The organism is Kosakonia sp. MUSA4, assembly GCF_013085925.1.
GTDB classification, from domain to species: domain Bacteria; phylum Pseudomonadota; class Gammaproteobacteria; order Enterobacterales; family Enterobacteriaceae; genus Kosakonia; species Kosakonia sacchari_B.
In genome coordinates, this window is record NZ_CP025697.1 from 1505820 (window position 1) to 1523861 (window position 18042).

19 protein-coding genes and 1 riboswitch are annotated in these 18042 nt (G+C 56.3%); of the genes, 10 read left to right on the top strand and 9 right to left on the bottom strand.

From position 1 onward, the window contains the following. Positions 1–90: 90 nt before the first annotated feature. The 4 genes from C0557_RS07210 to bioA are packed head-to-tail and all read right to left on the bottom strand — an operon-like array spanning position 91 to position 3203. The gene (locus C0557_RS07210) at positions 91–498 is read right to left on the bottom strand and encodes a DUF2000 family protein (RefSeq protein ID WP_208657983.1); all 408 of its coding nucleotides are present in this window, start codon (positions 496–498) and stop codon (positions 91–93) included. Between the two features lie 50 nt (positions 499–548). Continuing rightward, entirely contained in the window at positions 549–1400 is an 852-nt protein-coding gene (locus C0557_RS07215) for an AraC family transcriptional regulator (RefSeq protein ID WP_208657984.1), read from the bottom strand. A 3-nt stretch (positions 1401–1403) separates the two neighbouring features. Beyond that, positions 1404–1880: a kinase inhibitor gene (locus tag C0557_RS07220; RefSeq protein WP_208657985.1), complete on the bottom strand. Its 477-nt coding sequence runs from the start codon at positions 1878–1880 to the stop codon at positions 1404–1406. 36 nt (positions 1881–1916) lie between these two features. Next, positions 1917–3203, bottom strand: a complete 1287-nt coding sequence (gene bioA / locus C0557_RS07225; protein WP_208657986.1) for an adenosylmethionine--8-amino-7-oxononanoate transaminase — start codon at positions 3201–3203, stop codon at positions 1917–1919. Positions 3204–3289: 86 nt separating this feature from the next. Here bioA and bioB point away from each other — a divergent pair, with 86 nt between their 5' ends. From bioB to bioD, 4 genes are read left to right on the top strand one after another with little or no spacing between them, the layout of a single operon-like run. Further along, positions 3290–4330: a biotin synthase BioB gene (gene bioB, locus C0557_RS07230; protein ID WP_208657987.1), complete on the top strand. Its 1041-nt coding sequence runs from the start codon at positions 3290–3292 to the stop codon at positions 4328–4330. After that, positions 4327–5481, top strand: coding sequence for an 8-amino-7-oxononanoate synthase (gene bioF, locus C0557_RS07235; RefSeq protein ID WP_208657988.1), 1155 nt, complete (start codon positions 4327–4329; stop codon positions 5479–5481). Before bioB ends, bioF begins: the two co-directional genes overlap by 4 nt. Then, on the top strand, positions 5468–6217 hold the full coding sequence (gene bioC, locus C0557_RS07240; RefSeq protein ID WP_208657989.1) for a malonyl-ACP O-methyltransferase BioC: 750 nt from the start codon (positions 5468–5470) through the stop codon (positions 6215–6217). The genes bioF and bioC overlap by 14 nt, the downstream gene beginning before the upstream one ends. Further along, positions 6210–6932, top strand: a complete 723-nt coding sequence (gene bioD / locus C0557_RS07245; RefSeq protein WP_074775360.1) for a dethiobiotin synthase — start codon at positions 6210–6212, stop codon at positions 6930–6932. The genes bioC and bioD overlap by 8 nt, the downstream gene beginning before the upstream one ends. Here bioD and C0557_RS07250 read toward each other — a convergent pair. Continuing rightward, positions 6874–7596 carry an ABC transporter ATP-binding protein gene (locus C0557_RS07250; RefSeq protein WP_208657990.1) on the bottom strand — a complete coding sequence of 241 codons (723 nt, stop codon included), beginning with the start codon at positions 7594–7596 and terminating at the stop codon, positions 6874–6876. The genes bioD and C0557_RS07250 overlap by 59 nt on opposite strands. A 751-nt stretch (positions 7597–8347) precedes the next feature. Between C0557_RS07250 and uvrB the strand changes: the two genes are divergently transcribed. Next, positions 8348–10369 carry an excinuclease ABC subunit UvrB gene (gene uvrB / locus C0557_RS07255; RefSeq protein WP_074775364.1) on the top strand — a complete coding sequence of 674 codons (2022 nt, stop codon included), beginning with the start codon at positions 8348–8350 and terminating at the stop codon, positions 10367–10369. 106 nt (positions 10370–10475) lie between these two features. On the opposite strand, the gene pmrB is transcribed toward uvrB, so the two are convergent. The 4 genes from pmrB to yvcK all read right to left on the bottom strand — a co-directional run bounded on the left by pmrB (position 10476) and on the right by yvcK (position 14932). After that, a complete protein-coding gene (pmrB, locus tag C0557_RS07260) occupies positions 10476–11603 on the bottom strand; it encodes a two-component system sensor histidine kinase PmrB (protein ID WP_208657991.1) in 1128 nt (375 codons plus the stop codon). 3 nt (positions 11604–11606) lie between these two features. Beyond that, the gene (gene pmrA / locus C0557_RS07265; protein WP_074775368.1) at positions 11607–12278 is read right to left on the bottom strand and encodes a two-component system response regulator PmrA; all 672 of its coding nucleotides are present in this window, start codon (positions 12276–12278) and stop codon (positions 11607–11609) included. Further along, positions 12275–13918, bottom strand: a complete 1644-nt coding sequence (eptA, locus tag C0557_RS07270; protein WP_074775370.1) for a phosphoethanolamine transferase EptA — start codon at positions 13916–13918, stop codon at positions 12275–12277. Before eptA ends, pmrA begins: the two co-directional genes overlap by 4 nt. A gap of 105 nt (positions 13919–14023) precedes the next feature. Then, the gene (gene yvcK, locus C0557_RS07275; RefSeq protein ID WP_007373964.1) at positions 14024–14932 is read right to left on the bottom strand and encodes a uridine diphosphate-N-acetylglucosamine-binding protein YvcK; all 909 of its coding nucleotides are present in this window, start codon (positions 14930–14932) and stop codon (positions 14024–14026) included. A gap of 227 nt (positions 14933–15159) precedes the next feature. Next, positions 15160–15318, top strand: a riboswitch (molybdenum cofactor riboswitch). Between yvcK and moaA the strand changes: the two genes are divergently transcribed. From moaA to moaE, 5 genes are all read left to right on the top strand, one after another. Further along, on the top strand, positions 15306–16295 hold the full coding sequence (moaA, locus tag C0557_RS07280) for a GTP 3',8-cyclase MoaA (RefSeq protein ID WP_208657992.1): 990 nt from the start codon (positions 15306–15308) through the stop codon (positions 16293–16295). It overlaps the preceding riboswitch by 13 nt. 17 nt (positions 16296–16312) lie before the next feature. Beyond that, complete coding sequence (moaB, locus tag C0557_RS07285) at positions 16313–16825, top strand: molybdenum cofactor biosynthesis protein B (protein ID WP_035885936.1); 513 nt, start codon at positions 16313–16315, stop codon at positions 16823–16825. 3 nt (positions 16826–16828) lie between these two features. After that, the gene (gene moaC / locus C0557_RS07290) at positions 16829–17314 is read left to right on the top strand and encodes a cyclic pyranopterin monophosphate synthase MoaC (protein ID WP_007373967.1); all 486 of its coding nucleotides are present in this window, start codon (positions 16829–16831) and stop codon (positions 17312–17314) included. Continuing rightward, positions 17307–17552, top strand: a complete 246-nt coding sequence (moaD, locus tag C0557_RS07295) for a molybdopterin synthase sulfur carrier subunit (protein WP_208657993.1) — start codon at positions 17307–17309, stop codon at positions 17550–17552. Before moaC ends, moaD begins: the two co-directional genes overlap by 8 nt. A 1-nt stretch (position 17553) precedes the next feature. Further along, complete coding sequence (gene moaE, locus C0557_RS07300) at positions 17554–18006, top strand: molybdopterin synthase catalytic subunit MoaE (protein WP_144134688.1); 453 nt, start codon at positions 17554–17556, stop codon at positions 18004–18006. Positions 18007–18042 lie beyond the last annotated feature (36 nt).

An 18042-nucleotide genomic window follows, 5' to 3' on the forward strand; every position in this document is an offset into this window, starting at 1 on the left:
GAAAAAAGTCAGCGGTAAGTGAACGAAAATGCCCGTTATTTGGCGGATGGGGGAATTCCCGCCGTGCAAAGGCGTCGGCGGGAAGGGTAATTAAGGATGCAGGGCGAGACCTTTGATCACTTTATCGATGGCTTTTTTCGGCCCGCGCAGGGCAATGCCGACCAGGTTCATTGCCTCCGCATCTTCCTGCTGAAACACGGCGCGGTTAGCGTCATCATTGCCGGTAGAGAACATCGCTTCCACATACGGCACCACCGTCACTTCCCGCTCCAGCCCCTTGCGGTGGGTACGCTGCAAATCGGCCAGCGTACCGGCGAAAATCAGCATCGGCTGCCCGGCAATGCGCTCATAGCGACGCCCGGCGGCATCCACGTAGGGTTCACCCAGCACTTCCGGCGCGGCAGAGACCACGCCGGTGGCGAGAAACGCCACCACATTCAACCGTTGCCAGCTTTCCAGATCGTCACGTACCACAAGGGCAACTTTGGTATCAAACATGCGTTTTTCTTCTCCGTCTGTCGTAAAAGCCCATCTTCGAAGAAGCGCGTTCAGCGGGATAGAACGTTTGTGCACTGGCGCTGGAAGGCGGCGGGAGAGAGGCGATACGCGCGCTGGAACCATCGGCCAAGGTGGCTTTGATCGGCAAAACCCACCTGCGCCGCCACCTGCGCGGGTTCCAGCCCGTGCGCCAGCAAGGCTCTGGCAGTGCGTAAACGCAGGCGAACCAGATAGGCATGCGGCGTCTGGCCAAAGGCTTTCTGAAATTGTCTGCTCAGACGAAAACGGTCAATACCGCAGTGCGCCGAAAGCGCGTCCAGCCCGATATCGTCCGCCATGCGGTCATGCAGCATCTCTTTCACCTGCTGCATACGCAGCACGGTTTCATCCGGCGGCAGGGCGGTTTTGCCATCAATATGGCGGGTAAGCAGCTTAATGAGATGATCCAGACTCTGATCGCGGGCGAGTCGGCCTTCATGGTGATGAAGGGCAAAAAATGCCTGCTGAATGGCGTGGATCAGCATGTTGTCATCGGTCAGGGTGTTACGAAAAGCCGCTTCGATTTGCGATACGTCTCTGTGCCCGCGCTGTTGCAGCATGGTGGTGACCCACTGTTGCGGCAGGTAAAGCATCACATAGGTAAAGCCATTTTCGTCCGGCGCATGTCCGTCATGCACCGCGCCTGGCTCAATCAAAATCGCGCGGCCTGGGTGGCTGGTATGCAACGCGCGGTGGCAGTTAAAACGCTGCACGCCTTGCTGGGTCACGCCCACCAGCACTTCGTCATGATCGTGCGGATCGTAGGCGTGCCCGGTGAAGTGGGCGCTGACGCTCTCAATGCCGGTTTCCTGCTCGCGGCGAAAATCCACCCAGTCGCCGGATGCACTACGTTGTGCGCACATTAATTAGCTGAACATCGCCGTAATGCTGGCGCTGGCGAGTTTATGAAAATGGACGTTAAAACCGACCATCGCACCGCTGGCATTTTCATCCACTTCCAGATGATCCACATCCAGCGCGTAAACGGTAAAGATGTAGCGATGGGTTTCGCCTTTCGGCGGCGCAGCGCCACCGTAACCGGCTTTGCCGAAATCGGTGCGCGTCTGAAGCGCGCCTTCCGGCAGTTCAGCAACGCCGGAACCGGCGCCCTGCGGCAGAACGCGCGTATCGGCAGGCAGGTTGGCGACAATCCAGTGCCACCAGCCGGAGCCGGTCGGTGCATCCGGGTCATAGCAGGTGACGACAAAACTTTTGGTTCCGGCAGGAACATCGTCCCATGCCAGATGCGGGGAGAGGTTGTCGCCATCGTAGCCCATGCCGTTAAACACATGGCGATGCGGCAGTTTTTCACCGTCGCGTAAATCATGACTGATAAGCTTCATTACGGGTTCCTCTGTTCGTTCAGGCTGAAGTGTAGCCTATGCGAACAGATCGCTGCGTGCAACGGCACGATTTACCGCGCCGGTCAGTCGCGACAACTGCTCTGGCGTAATGATGTACGGCGGCATCAGGTAGATGAGCTTGCCAAAGGGCCGGATCCATACGCCTTGTTCAACGAAGAAACGCTGTAGCGCCGCCATGTTTACCGGCGAGCGGGTTTCCACCACGCCAATTGCGCCGAGCACACGAACGTCTGCCACCGTGGCAGCGTGCGCCGCAGGAGCGAGTTCTTCTTTGAGCTGGGCTTCAATGGCCGCAACCTGCTCGCGCCACGCACCGCTTTCGAGAAGCGTCAGGCTGGCGACGGCTACCGCGCAGGCCAGCGGGTTGCCCATAAATGTCGGGCCGTGCATAAAGCAGCCTGCTTCGCCGTTGCTGATGGTTTCGGCGACCAGGCGCGTGGTCAGGGTGGCGGAGAGCGTCATCGTGCCGCCGGTCAGCGCTTTGCCGAGGCACAGAATGTCCGGCGTGATATCTGCATGTTCGCAGGCAAACAGTTTGCCGGTGCGGCCAAAGCCAGTGGCAATTTCGTCAGCAATCAGCAGAATGCCTTCGCGATCGCACATCTTGCGTATGCGTTTCAGCCACTCCGGGTGATACATGCGCATGCCGCCCGCACCCTGAACAATGGGTTCGAGGATCACTGCCGCGATCTCATGGCGATGCGCCGCCATCAGCCGGGCAAATGCCACCATATCAAGCTCGTCCCATTCCCCGTCGAAGCGGCTTTGCGGTGCAGGCGCAAACAGGTTTTCCGGCAGATAGCCCTTCCACAAGCTGTGCATGGAGTTGTCCGGATCGCAGACCGACATTGCGCCAAAGGTATCGCCGTGGTAGCCGTTGCGAAAGGTGAGAAAACGTTGCCGCGCTTCGCCTTTTGCCTGCCAGTACTGCAAGGCCATCTTCATCGCCACTTCCACGGCCACCGAGCCGGAATCTGCCAGGAACACACACTCCAGCGCTTCGGGCGTCATCGCCACCAGCTTGCGACAGAGGTCGATCGCCGGTTGATGCGTTATGCCGCCGAACATCACATGCGAAACCGCATCAATCTGCGCTTTCATCGCCGCATTCAGCGCCGGATGACCATAGCCATGAATCGCCGCCCACCAGGAGGACATGCCATCCACCAGCCGCTCGCCGCTGCTGAGGTGCAGCTCGCAGCCTTGCGCGGATTGCACCGGGTAAACCGGCAGGGGAGAGGTCATTGACGTATACGGGTGCCAGATATGGCGCTGGTCAAAAGCGAGATCGTCTGCGGTCATAATCGACTTGTAAACCAAATTAAAAAGTTTTAGGTTTACGAGTCTACACCGAATCAAAAATTAACAACACCCTTTGGAGACGCCCGATGGCTCACCACGCACGCTGGACAATGTCGCAAGTTACCGATCTGTTTGAAAAACCATTCCTTGAACTGCTGTTCGAGGCGCAGCAGGTTCACCGTCAGCACTTTGATCCGCGCCAGGTTCAGGTCAGTACGCTGCTGTCGATCAAGACCGGCGCCTGCCCGGAAGATTGCAAATATTGCCCGCAGAGCGCGCGCTACAAAACCGGGCTGGAATCCGAGCGGCTGATGGAAGTGGAGCAGGTGCTGGAATCTGCGCGCCAGGCGAAGCTCGCGGGCTCAACGCGTTTCTGTATGGGCGCGGCCTGGAAAAACCCGCACGATCGCGACATGCCGTACCTTGAAAAAATGGTTGAAGGGGTCAAAGCGATGGGGATGGAAGCCTGTATGACGCTCGGCACGCTGAATGAAAACCAGGCGCAGCGCCTTGCCAGCGCCGGACTGGATTACTACAACCACAACCTCGATACCTCGCCGGAGTTTTACGGCAATATCATCACCACCCGCACTTACCAGGAACGTCTCGACACGCTGGATAAAGTGCGCGACGCCGGGATCAAAGTTTGCTCGGGTGGCATTGTCGGGCTGGGGGAAACGGTGAAAGATCGCGCCGGTCTGCTGCTGCAACTGGCGAACCTGCCTACGCCGCCGGAGAGCGTGCCGATTAACATGCTGGTGAAGGTTAAAGGCACGCCGCTGGCCGATAACGAGGATGTCGATGCCTTCGATTTTATCCGCACCATCGCCATTGCCCGCATCATGATGCCCACTTCCCATGTGCGCCTTTCTGCCGGTCGCGAACAGATGAACGAACAGACCCAGGCGATGTGTTTTATGGCCGGGGCGAACTCGATTTTCTACGGCTGCAAACTGCTGACTACGCCAAACCCGGAAGAGGATAAAGATCTGCAACTGTTCCGCAAACTGGGGCTGAACCCGCAGCAAACGGAAGTGCTGAATGGCGATAACGAACAGCAACAGCAGATTGAGCAGCAACTGCTGCACGCCGATACGGAGCAATTCTACAACGCGGCAGCGCTATGAGCTGGCAACAGCGTATTGATGCCGCGTTGAGCGAACGCCGCGCGGCAGATGCCCTGCGCTCGCGACAGACGGTGGCACAAGGCGCCGGACGCTGGCTGACGGTCGGTGAGCGGCGTTTTTGCAACTTCTCCAGCAATGATTACCTCGGCTTAAGCCAGCATCCGGCGGTGGTGCAAGCCTGGCAGCAGGGCGCGGAACGCTACGGTGTGGGCAGCGGCGGCTCGGGCCACGTCAGCGGCCACACCGTGGCGCATCAGGCGCTGGAAAGCGAACTGGCCGAATGGCTGGGATACCCGCGCGCACTGCTGTTTATCTCTGGTTTTTCTGCCAACCAGGCGGCGATCGCCGCGCTGACCGGCAAAGAGGATCGGATTGTCGCCGACAAGCTGAGCCACGCGTCGTTGCTGGAAACCGCCAGCCACAGTCCGGCGCAGTTGCGACGTTTTGCGCACAACGATGTAGCGCAGATGCGAACGCTACTGACAAAACCGATTGACGGCCAGCAACTGGTGGTTACCGAAGGCATTTTCAGTATGGATGGCGACAGCGCGCCGCTGGGGGAAATCGCCCAGGTAGCACGCGAGGCGCAGGCATGGCTGATGGTTGACGACGCGCACGGCACTGGCGTGGTGGGCGAGCAGGGGCGCGGCAGTTGCCATCTGCATGGCATCAAACCTGAGATATTGATTGTCACCTTTGGCAAAGGCTTCGGCGTCAGCGGCGCAGCGGTGCTGTGCAGCGAAACGGTTGCCGACTATCTGCTGCAATTTGCCCGTCATCTGATTTACAGCACCGCAATGCCACCGGCGCAGGCAATGGCGCTCAGCGCGGCATTACGGGTGATCCGCAGTGATGAGGGTGAGCAACGCCGGGCAACGCTGGCGGCGCTGATCGCGCGTTTTCGCCGCGGCGCGGCGCAACTGCCGATGACGCTGGCAGATTCAGAGAGCGCCATTCAGCCGCTGATCGTTGGTGATAACGCGCGTGCCCTGCGTCTGGCGGAGCGTCTGCGTCAACAGGGTTGCTGGGTGACAGCGATTCGTCCGCCGACCGTACCGCCGGGCACTGCGCGCCTGCGCCTGACGCTGACGGCGGCTCACCAGGCGGAAGATATTGATAGTCTGCTGGAGGCGTTATATGGCGGTGAATAAACGCGCCGTTGCCGCCGCATTTGGCCGCGCGGCGCAAAGTTACGCTCACCACGACGCGTTACAGCGGCTGAGCGCCGATCTGCTGCTGACGCAACTGGGCGAAATCACCCCCTCGAATGTGCTTGATGCCGGCTGCGGCCCCGGCGCCATGAGCCGTTACTGGCGCGGGCTGGGCAGTAACGTGACGGCGCTGGATCTCTCGGCCACTATGCTGGATGAAGCGCGCCGACAGCAAAGCGCCGATCGCTATCTGCTGGGTGATATCGAAGCGCTGCCACTGGCGGATGCACAGTTCTCACTGGTGTGGAGCAACCTCGCCGTGCAGTGGTGTGATGATTTACGCCAGGCCATCAACGAACTCTGTCGCGTGACGCAACCCGGCGGTTTTGTGGCATTTACCACGCTGGTGGAAGCCTCGTTGCCGGAATTGAATCAGGCCTGGCGGGCGGTGGATGACCAGCCGCATGCCAATCGCTTTTTACCTCTTTCGGCAATCGAACAGGCTTTAGCGGGTTGGTCTGTACACAGCGGTGTCGAGAGCATCACTTTGCACTTTGATGACGCTGCCCGCGCGCTGCGGTCGCTGAAAGGCATTGGCGCGACACATTTACACAACGGCAGGCAGCAGGGGCTGACGCGGGGCAAACTGCAACGTCTGCAACTCGCCTGGCCGCAACAGCAGGGGAAATGTCCCCTGACGTATCATCTTTTTTGGGGAGTTATCACGCGTGATTGAACGCTATTTTGTCACCGGCACGGATACCGAAGTGGGGAAAACCGTCGCCAGTTGCGCGCTGCTACAGGCGGCAAATCTACGCGGTTTGCGCAGCGCAGGGTATAAACCGGTTGCATCCGGTAGCGAAATGACGGCGCAGGGGCTGCGTAATAGCGACGCGCTGGCGTTGCAGCAGCACAGCAGTTTGCCGCTGGATTATAAAACCGTGAACCCTTACACCTTTGCGGAACCGACCTCGCCGCACATTGTCAGCGCCGATCTGGGCGAGCCGATTGACGCCGCCGTGATGTCTGCCGGGTTACGCACGCTGGAGGCGCAAGCAGAATGGCTGCTGGTGGAAGGGGCGGGTGGCTGGTTTACGCCGCTTTCAGAAACGTTCACCTATGCGGACTGGGTTATCCAGGAGCAGTTGCCGGTGATTCTGGTGGTGGGCGTGAAATTGGGCTGCATCAACCACGCCATGCTGACAGCGCAGGCGGTACGCCAGGCAGGATTACGGCTCGCGGGCTGGATTGCTAACGATGTGGTGGCACCGGGCGCGCGTCACCGGGAGTATATGGCGACGCTGCGGCGCGTGATGCAGGCTCCACTGATGGGTGAAATCCCCTGGTTTGCCCACGCGCCCGAAAAAGAAAAAACAGGCCATTTTCTCGATCTCAGCGTACTGACTCCCGTGTCATCCAGTGTGACAGCATCTGATCATCCAGTTGTCTGACATCTCCCTGCGCGACGTTGCGCCCCCGGTGCAGCAGACAAAAACGGTCAGCTACCCGGCGGATGAATGAGAGATGCTGCTCGGCCAGTAAAATGGTCATGCCGAATTCCTGATTCAACCGCACGATCAAGTTGCCCAGTTTATGGATAAACGCCTGGCCCAGCCCGCGCGTCGGTTCATCAAGCAGGAGCAGCCGCGGGCGGGTGACCAGCGCCCGCGCCATCGCCAGTTGCTGCTGGTTATCCTCTGACAGTTCTGCGCCACGTATCGGGCGCAACGTATACAGCTCCGGGAACAGGTCGTAAATATCGCGACCCAGTACGCTTCCCGGCTCGCCGACAGCACGCATGGCAATGTGCAGGTTCTCCTCGACGGTCAATTGCGAAAAGATACGCCGGTCCTGCGGCACATAGCCAATTCCCATTGCGCTGCGATGCTCCGCCTGAATACTCAGCAGATCGCGCGGCGGTGCGCCGGCTTCCTGCCAAATCATGCTGCCGCTCTCAATGGGCAAATAACCGGAAATACAATTTATCAGTGTCGTTTTCCCCATTCCTGGCATGCCAATAATCGAATTACAGACGCCTGGGGTTAAATCAAGATCAACATTCCATAAAGTATGCTGATTACCGTAGTACTGGTTTACTGCGCGTAGGCTCAACATTGTCCGCTCCTTCTTACGGCTCTGGTGACCCTTCTGTATTGCAAAAGGCTTGCCAGAAGCGAAAAAAGGCTTTTTTTTCGGATGCGGATGATAAAACTGCCGTTTAGCACGCGGGAAAGAGAGAACGCAGGTAAATATCCTGCACTTTGCCAGTGCTACCAGTGTTGGATTGTGGTGCAGCAAAGCGACAATTTGTGATGGGTATCTCATGAGGATGACGTCTTTGTTTAGTTGATAATGAGCAAAAAGAAGTGATAAAAATTTTTTAATGAACAGCGATTGGGTCTTGTTGGGAATTTGTCGGCTGGCGAGGTATACGGGCTGGCGGCAGTTATCCACTATTCCTGTGGATAACCTTGTGCATTAGAGTTAGAAAACGTTCGGCAAGCGAGAGAGGACGCGGCTTGCGTCTGAATTGGTGCGAAACCCGGCTTTTTAAATTAATTATTGCTTATCAATTGGTTATATAAAATCAATGGTTGTAAGAAAAGTGTCACCGGTTGCCACAAAACTTTCAAGGTGCGGCTTGACAATTGTTAAAAAGTGAAGGTTCCTGGGGATAACCCTGCGGGTCTGGTGTTTTATCTTGTCGGGGAGAAAATTTAACGCGGAAACGCATTTCCTTATCGCGGGTAGACCAGATCAGCTAACCTGCCACTGTTTTTTCATCCAGTATTATTTATTGGCAAAAGTGAACAGGGTGAGTAAAATATGTTACCTGCCCGCTCATTCCTTCACCAGGTAGCCGTTCATGAGTAAACCGTTCAAACTGAATTCTGCTTTTCGCCCCTCCGGCGACCAGCCTGAGGCGATTCGTCGGCTTAAGGAAGGTCTGGAAGACGGCCTCGCGCACCAGACGCTGCTGGGGGTTACCGGCTCGGGTAAGACCTTTACCATCGCCAATGTCATTGCCGATCTGCAACGCCCGACAATGGTGCTGGCGCCGAACAAAACGCTGGCGGCGCAGCTGTATGGCGAAATGAAGGAGTTCTTCCCGGAAAACGCGGTGGAGTATTTCGTCTCCTACTATGACTACTACCAGCCGGAAGCCTATGTGCCCAGTTCGGACACCTTTATCGAAAAAGATGCCTCGGTGAACGAGCATATCGAGCAGATGCGTCTGTCTGCAACGAAGGCGCTGCTGGAACGCCGTGATGTGGTGGTCGTGGCGTCCGTTTCAGCCATCTATGGTCTGGGCGATCCGGATCTCTACCTGAAGATGATGCTGCATCTGACCAACGGCATGATTATCGACCAGCGTTCGATTCTGCGTCGCCTGGCAGAACTTCAGTACACCCGCAACGATCAGGCTTTCCAGCGCGGGACGTTTCGCGTGCGTGGGGAAGTGATTGATATCTTCCCGGCGGAATCGGATGACCTGGCGCTGCGCGTGGAGTTGTTCGACGAAGAAGTAGAGCGCCTGTCGCTGTTTGACCCGCTCACCGGGCATGTGGAATCGACCGTTCAGCGCTTCACCATCTACCCGAAAACGCACTACGTGACGCCGCGCGAGCGTATCGTGCAGGCGATGGAAGAGATCAAAGATGAGCTGGTGGAACGGCGCAAAACGCTGCTGGCGAACAATAAGCTGCTGGAAGAGCAGCGTCTCAGCCAGCGCACGCAGTTCGATCTGGAGATGATGAACGAGCTGGGCTACTGCTCCGGCATTGAAAACTACTCGCGCTATCTCTCCGGGCGCGGTCCTGGCGAGCCGCCGCCAACGCTGTTCGATTACCTGCCGTCCGACGGTTTACTGGTGATCGACGAATCCCACGTCACCATCCCGCAAATCGGCGGCATGTTCCGTGGCGACCGCGCGCGTAAAGAGACGCTGGTGGAGTACGGTTTCCGTTTGCCGTCGGCGCTGGATAACCGTCCGCTGAAATTTGAAGAGTTTGAAGCGCTGGCGCCGCAGTCTATCTATGTTTCGGCAACGCCGGGCAATTACGAGCTGGAGAAATCCGGCGATGAAGTGATTGACCAGGTGGTACGTCCGACAGGTTTGCTGGATCCCATCATCGAAGTGCGTCCGGTTGCTACGCAGGTTGACGATCTGTTGTCGGAAATCCGCATCCGCGCGGCCATTAACGAGCGCGTGCTGGTGACGACGTTGACCAAGCGTATGGCGGAAGATCTCACCGAATACCTGGAAGAGCACGGTGAGCGGGTGCGTTATCTGCACTCTGATATTGATACGGTTGAACGTATGGAAATTATCCGCGACCTGCGTCTCGGCGAGTTTGATGTGCTGGTGGGCATCAACCTGCTGCGCGAAGGGCTGGATATGCCGGAAGTGTCGCTGGTGGCGATTCTGGATGCGGACAAAGAGGGCTTCCTGCGTTCGGAGCGTTCACTGATTCAGACCATTGGCCGCGCGGCGCGTAACATCAACGGGAAAGCGATTCTGTACGGCGATAAGATCACGCCGTCGATGGCGAAAGCGATCGGTGAAACCGAACGCCGCCGCGAAAAACAGCACGCCTATAACGTCGAGCACGGTATAACGCCACAGGGCCTTAACAAGAAGGTGGTGGATATTCTGGCCATGGGCGAAGGGCTGGCGAAAACGCGTGCGAAAGGGCGTGGCAAAACCCGCACCCCGGCGCAGGTGGAAGCGGCAGAACTGGCGCTGACGCCGAAAGCGCTGCAACAGAAAATCCACGAGCTGGAAGGGCTGATGATGCAGCATGCGCAGAATCTGGAGTTCGAAGAGGCGGCGCAGGTGCGCGATCAACTGCACCAGCTACGTGAACTGTTTATTGTCGCATCTTAATGTTTGCTTAACCTACTCCTGACACACTGCCCCCACTATTCTGGAGGGCAGTGTCATGCAGCAGTTTAAGGTTCGTGAATTTTTAGCCGTCGCCTTCGCACTGGCATTAGTGATCGGTTTCGCTCATCTGTGGGTGCTGAGCTACTGATGGCAAATAGCGGGCGGCCGGAAGAAATTTAATCCACGCCCGCACCCCGGATTGCGTCAGGCGGTTGTGCAAAAAGAACTGTGCGTCATGAAGCTGTGCAATACGCGACACAATGCTTAACCCCAGCCCGGTTCCGCCGTAACGGCTGTCCATGCGCACAAACGCTTTGCTCAGTTCTCCGCTGCGGCTCTCATCAATGCCCGGACCTTCATCCTCCACGGCCAGCACTGGCGTAGCAGCCGGTTCGATGCGTATCGTAATGACCGAACCTTCCGGGCTGTAGCGGTACGCGTTCTCCACCAGATTTCTCACCAGCAGCCTTAACAGCGTGGCATCGCCGGAGACGGCAATATCGGCGTCAATTTCCGGCACCGCCAGCGTTTGCTTGCGCCCGGCGAGCATGGTTTCCAGCTCGCTGCGAATGGGCACCACCACGTCGGCCATCAGCCGTACCTGCTGGTAACTGCCAGCCGAAAAAGACTGCCCGACGCGGGCAAGCAGCAACAACTGCGCGATGTTTTCCGTCATCTGTTCGAGCCGCTGTACCAACGGCTCGACGTTGATGCCGTTGGTTTTTGCCATCAACTCCAGATGCAGCCGCAGCCCGGCCAGCGGCGTGCGTAGCTCATGCGCCACATCTGCTGTAAATAATCGCTCGCGATCCAGCGTGAGCGTCAGCCGCGAGACGAGATCGTTAATTGATGTCGTAACAGCTTCCACTTCGCTGACGCTGTTATTTAACGTAATCGGTTGCAGGTTATTCGGCGTACGTTTGTTAAGCTCTTCCTGCAACTCCAGCAGTGGGCGGGTAATGGCTTTGACCGCCTGCATGCAAAGCACCAGCGCCAGCCCGATAATCAGCAGGCTTGGCACCAGCAGGCTGGCGACCGCCTCGCGGACTTCATGTTCAACATGTTTACGGTTGTTATGGTTGTGGAGCGCCGCCTGCACCAGCAACTGGATCTGCTCTTCACTTTCATGCCACAGCCAGAACACACTGACCAACTGGCAAAACACCAGAATCCCGCCGATGGTCAGCAGCAGACGGCGGCGCATGCTCCAGTGGCTGAAATTGAAAAACGCCATTGATTACTCCCGGTGTTGCGGCTGAACCAGCATGTAGCCAAACCCGCGGACGGTACGGATGCGCGATTTGCCGATTTTGTCGCGCAGATTATGAATATGTACTTCCAGCGTATTGGTCGAGGGCTCGTTGTCCCAGTTGTAGATATCGTTATAGAGAATTTCCCGGTGCACCGGGCTGTCGGCTTTCAGCATCAGGCGCGAAAGCAGGGCGTACTCTTTCGGCGTCAGATCCAGCAACTGGTTGTCCAGCCATGCCTGGCGGCGGGTAACATTCAGCGTCAGATTACCGTGGGTGATTTCGTTTTCACCCTGATTATGATGACGGCGCAGCAGCGCGCGGATACGGGCATTCAGTTCATCCAGCGCGAAGGGTTTGACCAGATAGTCGTCCGCGCCGGTATCCAGCCCGGCGACGCGATCTTCCAGCGTATCGCGGGCGGTGAGAATCAGCACCGGTTGGGTATATTTTTCTCGCCGCAAACGGGCGAGCAGATGTAATCCGTCTTCATCGGGCAGACCAAGATCGAGCACGATCAGGCTGTAGTGGCCGTTCGCCAGACACAGCACCGCTTCGTGCGCGGTGGATACGCCATCGCAGGCATATCCTTCGCTTTGCATCGCCAGAATCAACCCCTGCAACAGCAGAGCATCGTCTTCAACCACCAGAATTTTCATTTCGCCTGCTCCCGGCAAGACGTTAAAATATCGTCTTCAGCACGGTACTCTTTCGTGCTGACCCCCAGTATACCCAACATTGTCGGGAAGAGGTTGTCCTGCGAAACCGCCTTCTCCCGCGCATTTTTTTGCAGACACTGGTTATTCACGCCGTAGCGTTTCTGGTAGTCATCGGACAACCAGATCAGCATCGGAATATGTTTTTGTGTTTCCGGTGCGATGGAATAAGGCAGACCGTGCAAATAAACGCCATTTTCACCCAGCGATTCACCATGGTCGGAGAGATACACCAGGCTGGTGGTAAATCTGTCCTGTTTGGATTGCAATAATTTAATCGCTTTATCAACAATATAGTCGATATACAAAATGGTATTATCGTAGGTATTTACCAGTTGCTGCTGTGAGCAGCCCTGAATTTCGTTGGTATCACAGGTCGGCGTAAATTTGCGGAACTGCGCCGGATAACGGTTGTAATAAGTCGGCCCGTGGCTACCAATGGTATGTAAAACGATAATGCCGTCGCCCTGTAATTTGTCGATATAGCTGGCGAGATCGTGGAATAAGATCTCATCCTGGCATTCACCCTTAATGCAATATTCCGGCAGGTTTAACTGCGTCACATCCTGGTGCGGCACGCGATCGCAAGCGCCTTTACAACCGCCGTCATTTTCATTCCATAAAACCTGAATGCCGGCGCGTTGGATAATATCCAGCAACCCTTCCTGATGATGGGCAAGCTGATCGTCGTAATGTTCCCGCGGCATCCCCGAAAACATGCACGGGACCGAGACAGCGGTGGCTGTGCCGCAGGATGTCGCGTTCGGAAAGTAAATAACATTATCCTGTTTTAACAGCGGGTTAGTTTCACGCTCATAACCGCCAAGCGAGAAATTCGCCGCGCGGGACGTTTCACCCACGACCAGTATGGTCAGGTTCTTACGCGGACCATTTTTCATTTCCGGGCGTTGTTGAGCATCTTCACCAATACGTACCAGCGGCAAGTTATCCATGCGATTATGGGAATACCAGGACAGAGACGCCACAATGGAGTTGGACGGGCTGAGAGATTTCACCAGCTCTTTATTATTGCGGAACAGCGAGGCGTAATCTTTATAAAACAGCAGCGCCACCAGCACGATAAGCAGCGCAGAAATAACGATACTGACCGCGCGATACGCGATGCTGCGCAGCGCTGATTGCGCCGGTTTAATTTTAATAAACCAGGCAATGAGTACCGGCACAATGGCCGTCAGTAAAATCGTCAGCACCATTTTTGTCGACATCAGGGCGAAACTTTCCGCAGGCGTGGTGTCGAGAATATTGGTGATCATTGAGCGGTCAATGACGATGCCAAAGGTCGAAATAAAATATTGCGCTGCCGCGCTGACCAGCACAAACACCGTGATAAGCGGGCGTTCAAGAAAGAAGAATGACGCCAGCGACAGCAGGATATTGATCACGCTGAACGCCACCACCGGCATTGACAGAAATACCAGCCAGTTACGCAGCGAGTTTACCGGTAATAGCGTAAAAGCCTGATGGTAGAAAACGATATTCAGCGCCAGCGCAATATAGAGCGCAAACAGAATAATAAACTGAAGACGGCTTAACGCCGGTCGACGAAGGTGAAGCATAGGTATTCTCTGGTCCAGTAAAGGAAAGTAGCGCTATGCTGACAGGCGTTTTTTAAGACAACCTTAAGAAATTAAGCAATCCAGCGGCGAGTAAAAATGGCCGCTGAAAAGTTAACCCAGTTGCTGTACCGCCTTTTCCAGCGCGGCGCGCAGCAGATGGCGATCGTGGCGATAGGGGATATCGCCTGCTTCCAGCACTTCCTGAATAATTAATCTTTCAGTGACGGCGCTGACATTCACTTTCGGCCCGACGACCACGGCATCGATAATCTTTCGGCCGACATATTGTTCCATAATGGCCAGTTTATCGGCGAGCGACAGGCTGGCGGCGGCGGGGCTGAGCTCTTTCCCCAGATTGCTGATAAACACAACGGGCGCGGGCGTGCGGCGCAGCGCCTGCGCTAACTCTTCCAGCAGCAACAGCGGCAGCAGGCTGGTGTAAAAGCTGCCGGGACCGATGAGAATCAAATCCGCTTCGGCAATCGCCTGTATTGCTTCCCGGGTGGCGGACACCCTGGGAAACAGCATTAATTCCTGAATCGGCGCATGAAGCTGGTCGATATTCACTTCGCCATATACTTGATGTCCTTCACTGTCGGTGGCCATTAAATCGACAGGTTGTTCCGACATAGGAATTAAAAAGGCATCCACTTTTAATAAATTACGAATTAAATTGATGGCTTCCAGAGGCCGCACGCTCAGGTGATCCAGCGCTTTTAACATCAGGTTTCCGAGGTTATGCCCGGAAAGTTCACCATTGCCGCTAAAACGGTATTCAAACATCGCCGAAGCGACGCTCGGCTCGGTGATTAATTGGTTCAAACAGTTGCGCATATCGCCCCAGGCAATGCCGCCTTCTGAGCGGCGAATTCGCCCGGTAGAACCACCATTATCGGTAGTGGTTACAATGCCGGTGAGACGCGATCCCAGCGACGCAAGCGAAGACATCACACGCCCCAGACCATGTCCGCCGCCGAGTGCGACAACACGATCCAGATCTGCCAGTGTGCGATTACGCATAATGATTCCTTAGTAAGATTTACCGCGCTACGTTAGCCTAAATACCACCAAAAGACGATGCCTCGCTGAGTGGAAAATGACACATATCAATGCAAAAACGCGATTTTCTCGTACTCTGTAGCGAAAGTGCGTGATCATGGCGATATATATAAAAATATATAGCGATATTCATGATGGCGAAAAGAATTTTCCCGCGCTACTATCGCCTTAAGCAATTTTAGCGTTACTGACAAAACATACACTCTAGCCTCTTCGTCTACGTTTCCGGTTAATCGTGAAATATGACGATTTGGCCGTAGCAAAACCGGCAACGGTTTTCGCTGCCAGGGTGCAGGAAGAAATGACTGCATCTCCCGTATTTGGAAAGGTGTACATGCCCTCACAACTTACTGATGCGTTCGCGCGTAAGTTTTATTACTTGCGTTTGTCGATCACGGATGTGTGCAATTTTCGTTGCACCTACTGCCTGCCGGACGGTTACAAGCCGGGCAGCGTCAACAACAATGGCTTTCTCAGCGTCGATGAAATTCGCCGTGTCACGCGCGCCTTCAGCGCCATGGGCACCGAAAAAGTGCGTCTGACGGGCGGAGAACCGTCACTGCGCCGGGATTTCCCCGACATCATCGCCGCCGTACATGAAAACGCCGCCATTCGCCAGATCGCGGTGACCACCAACGGTTATCGGCTGGCCCGCGACGTTGCGCTGTGGCGCGATGCCGGGCTTACCGCCATCAATGTCAGCGTCGACAGCCTCGATGCCCGCCAGTTTCATGCGATTACCGGGCAGGATAAATTCCGCCAGGTGATGGACGGCATCGACGCCGCATTTGCCGCCGGTTTTGCCAAAGTCAAAGTGAACACCGTGCTGATGCGCGATGTGAATCATCACCAGCTTGATACCTTTCTGGCGTGGATCAAATCGCGTCCTATCCAGCTGCGCTTTATCGAATTGATGGAGACCGGAGAGGGCAGCGAGCTGTTCCGCAATCATCACATCTCCGGCATGGTGCTGCGCGATGCGCTGCTCAAACGCGGCTGGATCCACCAGTTGCGCCAGCGCAGCGATGGTCCGGCGCAAGTGTTCTGCCACCCGGATTACGTCGGTGAAATCGGTCTTATCATGCCGTATGAAAAAGATTTCTGCGCCAGTTGCAACCGTCTGCGCGTCTCCTCCACGGGCAAACTGCATTTGTGCCTGTTCGGCGATGGCGGTGTGAATCTGCGCGACCTGATGCAGGCCGATACGCAGCAAACGATGCTGGAGCAACGCATTGCAGTCGCGCTGACGCATAAAAAGCAGACGCACTTCCTGCATGATGGCAACACGGGCATTACGCAAAACCTTTCATACATTGGCGGCTAAGCCGCAAGGAGAATGAGATGAGCCAGGTCAGCGCTGAATTTATTCCGCTCAGGCTTGCTATTTTGACGGTCTCTAACCGTCGTGGCGAAGAGGATGATACCTCCGGTCACTGGCTGCGCGACGCCGCGCACGATGCCGGTCATCAGCTGGTGGCGAAAGCGATTGTCAAAGAGAACCGTTACGCGATCCGTGCGCAGGTCTCCGCGTGGATCGCCAGCGACGACGTGCAGGTGGTGCTGATTACCGGCGGCACGGGGCTGACCGAGGGCGATCAGGCGCCGGAAGCGCTGCTGCCGCTGTTCGATCGCGAAGTTGAAGGGTTTGGCGAAGTGTTCCGCATGCTCTCTTTCGAAGAGATCGGCACTGCGACATTGCAGTCCCGCGCGGTGGCCGGTATCGCCAACAGGACGCTGATTTTCGCCATGCCCGGTTCGACAAAAGCCTGTCGTACCGCCTGGGAAAATATCATTGCGCCGCAGCTTGATGCGCGCACGCGTCCGTGTAATTTCCATCCCCATCTTAAGAAGTAAGTTATGTCACAACTGACCCATATTAATGCCGAGGGTGAAGCGCATATGGTGGATGTTTCCGCCAAGGCCGAAACCGTTCGTGAAGCGCGCGCGGAAGCGTTTGTCACTATGCAGGCCCGCACGCTGGCGATGATTGTCGAAGGCAGCCACCACAAAGGCGACGTATTTGCCACGGCGCGTATTGCGGGCATTCAGGCGGCGAAACGCACCTGGGAGCTGATCCCGCTGTGCCACCCGTTACTGCTGAGCAAAGTGGAAGTCCAGTTGCAGGCGCAGCCGGAGCACAACCGTGTGCGTATCGAAGCGGTCTGCCGTCTGAGCGGTAAAACCGGCGTCGAAATGGAAGCGCTGACGGCGGCTTCGGTTGCCGCGCTGACTATCTACGATATGTGTAAAGCCGTGCAGAAAGATATGGTGATTGGCCCGGTGCGCCTGCTGGAAAAGAGCGGCGGCAAGTCGGGGGATTTCAAGGTGCAACACGATGATTAATATATTTTTCTTTGCGCAAGTGCGCGAACTGGTCGGCTGCGACAGTCTGGTCTCTGAGACGATTTTTCCGTCCGTTGAAGCGCTGCGCCAGCATCTGGCGGCAAAGAGCGATCGCTGGTCGTTGGCGCTGGAAGAGGGCAAGCTGCTGGCGGCGGTGAACCAGACGCTGGTCAGCTTCGATCACCCGTTAAGCAGCGGTGATGAAGTGGCGTTTTTCCCGCCGGTCACCGGAGGCTAAAATGAGCGAGACGCGAATTTGTGTCGAACGCGCGGCATTTAACGTCGGCGAAGAGTACAGCTGGCTGGCGGCGAATGATGAAGATGGCGCCGTGGTGACCTTTACCGGCAAAGTGCGCAACCACAATCTTGGCGACAGCGTCAGCGCATTAACGCTGGAGCACTATCCGGGCATGACTGAAAAATCGCTGGCTTCAATCGTTGAAGAAGCGCGCAGCCGCTGGCCGCTTGGCCGCGTAACGGTTTATCACCGCGTCGGAGAACTCTGGCCGGGCGATGAAATCGTGTTTGTCGGCGTCGCCAGCGCCCATCGCAGCAGCGCCTTTGATGCCGGGCAATTTATTATGGATTACCTGAAAACCCGCGCGCCGTTCTGGAAGCGTGAAGCCACCGCAGAAGGCGATCGCTGGGTTGAAGCCCGCGACAGCGATAAACAGGCTGCACAGCGTTGGTAATTCATTGAACCAGGATGTGTTAACCTTAGTGATATA